This is a genomic window from Micromonospora sp. RP3T, assembly GCF_003027925.1.
In the GTDB taxonomy this organism is placed as follows: Bacteria; Actinomycetota; Actinomycetes; order Mycobacteriales; family Micromonosporaceae; genus Micromonospora.
Window position 1 is genome coordinate 1 of sequence record NZ_PYPS01000081.1, and the last position, 2,779, is coordinate 2,779.

At 74.5% G+C, this 2,779-nt stretch carries 1 protein-coding gene; it reads right to left on the minus strand.

All coding sequences use genetic code 11. The features are described 5' to 3' along the window. The coding region (locus C8054_RS31485; protein WP_146180025.1) for a type I polyketide synthase at positions 1-2,779 on the minus strand (2,779 nt) is incomplete at both ends.

Genomic DNA, 2,779 nt, shown 5'->3' on the forward strand with positions numbered 1-2,779 from the left:
GGTCCCAGCCCCGGTTGTCGGGGAACAGGCCGATCGCGTCGGTACCGGAATCGACCAGCCGCCACAGGTCCTCCGGCGAGCGCACCTCACCGGGGAACCGGCAGGCCATCCCCACCACCGCGATCGGGTCGTCGCCGACGACCGCGGCGGCGGTCACCGGTACGGGCACCTGGTCACCGACGATTTCCGCGAGCAGGTACGAGGCCAGCGCTGTCGGTGAGGGATGATCGAAGATCAGGGTGGCGGGCAGCCGAAGCCCGGCGGCAGTCGCCAGCCGGTTGCGCAGCTCGACCGCGGTGAGCGAGTCGAAGCCCAGTTCCTTGAAGGTCAGCCCCTCATCCACCCGGTCCGGATCCGGGTGGTCGAGCACCGCCGCGACCGCCGAGCGGGTCAGCCGGAGCAGGTGGTCCAGGCGCTCGGTCGGCGGCAGGGCGGCCAGCCGGCCGGCGAGCGAGGACCTGTCCTCGCGGGGTGCGGCCGCGGCCCGTCGGGGGCCGGCCACCACCAGACCGCGGAACGCGGCCGGAAGCTGCCCGGTGTCGGCCAGTTGCCGCAGGGCGGGCAGGTCCAGGCGTGCCGTGACAGTCGCCGGCGCATCGCTCGTGAGCGCCGCGTCGAAGAGCGCCAGACCGTCCTCGGAGCTCAGCGGACGGATGCCGGTGCGGCTCATCCGGCGGAGATCGACGTCTGCCAGACTCGCCGTCATGGCGCTGGTTTCGGCCCACAGCCCCCACGCCATCGACGTGGCCGCAAGGCCCTGCGCCCGCCGGACGACGGCGAGGGCGTCGAGGACCGCGTTGGCCGCGCCGTAGTTGGCCTGCCCGGCGCTACCCAGCGTGCCGGCCACGGAGGAGAACAGCACGAACGCGGCGAGCGGCCGGTCCTGGGTGAGCCGGTGCAGGTGCCAGGCCGCATCGGCCTTGGGCGCCAGCACCCGGTCCAGGGCGTCCGGCGTGAGCGCCGTGGCGGTGCCGTCATCGACGACGCCGGCGGTGTGCACGACCGCGGTCAGCGGATGCGCCGCCGGCAGGTCGGCCAGTTCGGTGGCCAGGGCGTCGGCGTTCGCGATGTCGCACGCGTGCACCGACACCTCGGCGCCCCGGTCGGTCAGTTCCGCCACGAGCTGTGCGGCCCCGGGTGCGGCCGGTCCGCTGCGGGACAGCAGCAGGAGGTGGCGGACGCCGTACCGCGTGACCAGGTGGCGGGCGACGAGCCCGCCCAGCGTGCCGGTCCCTCCGGTGACCAGCACCGTGCCCTCCGGGTCGAGGACCGGCACCGATCCGGTCGGCTGTGCCGCGGCCAGGCGCGGCGTGTGCAGCGTCCCGCCGCGGATGGCCAGCTCCGGCTCACCGGTCGCCGCGGCGGTCACCAGTCGCGCCTGCGACGCGGGCGTCCCGTCGACGTCGATCATGGCGAACTGCCCCGGGTTCTCCCGCTGAACGCTGCGCATCAGGCCCCACACCGCCGCGGCGGCGAGGTCGGACCGGCCGGCGACGGCGTCGCGCGTCACGAAGACGAGGCGCGACGACCCGAGCCGGTCATCGGCGAGCCACTGACGGACCGTGTCGAGCGCGGCGTGCAGGGTGGCCCGTACGGCGTGCGGGAAGTCGCCTTCCGCGGGCGGGACGACCGGCACGAAGACCGTGCCCGGCACTGCCGCCCCGGCCGCCAGCGCCTCGCGCAACGCGGCGACATCGGCGTAGACGTCGTCGCCCACCCCGGCCAGGTCACCGGCAACCGCCGTCCGGCCGGCAACTGCCCCGGCGGATGCGGAGAGCACCGGCCAGTCCAGCGCCAGCACGGCCGGCGCGGGGGAGAGCGCGCGGACCGCGTCGGCCGGCAACGGGCGCAGCCGCAGCGACTCGACGCCGGCCACCGGGGCGCCCTGGGGATCGGTCAGGTCGACCGTGAACCCGTCGTCGGTTCGGGATATCCGTACCCGCAGCGTCGTAGCGGCGACGGCATGGATCTGTACGCCGTGCCAGGAGAACGGCACCAGCCGGTCACCCGAGTCGAGCTGAGCGAGCGCGATCGGGTGCAGGGCGGCGTCGAGGAGGGCGGGGTGGATGGCGTAGTCGGTGTCGGTGTCGGTGTCGGTGTCGGTGTCGGTGTCGGTGTCGGTGTCGGGGAGGGTGGCTTCGGCGTAGATGTCGTCGCCGTGTCGCCAGACGGCGGTGAGGCCGCGGAAGGCCGGTCCGTACTCGTAGCCGTGTTCGGCGAGGCGGGCGTAGGCGTCGTCGAGGTCGACAGGCGTGGCGCCGGCCGGCGGCCAGGCGGCATCGGCGACCGGTGGCGCCGCCGGTTCCCCGCTCCGGAGGACGCCGCTGGCGTACCTCGTCCAGTCCGCTTCGACGGTGGCGTCGTTCACCCGGGCGTACAGGTCGAGGGTGCGGCGACCGTTCTCGCCCGGGCCGACGATCACATGGACGGCAGACCCGCCGGACTGGGGGAGCGCCAGGGGCGACTCGATGACGAGTTCGTCCAGCCGGTCACAGCCGGCCTTCTGCGCGGCGGTGAGGGCCATCTCGAGGAACGCCGTGGCGGGCAGCAGCGGCGTGCCGGACAGCACGTGGTCGGCGAGCCAGGGTTGCTCGTGCAGAGACAGCCCACCGGTGACCAGGAGGCCCCGGCCGTCGCCCAGTTCGACCGTGGCGCGCAGCAGCGGGTGGCGCACCGAGGTGAGTCCGAGGGTGGTGGGGTCGGTGGTGCGGGGGTTGGTGGTGGGCCAGTACTGCTGGTGTTGGAAGGGGTAGGTGGGGAGGGGGGTGTGGTGGGGGCC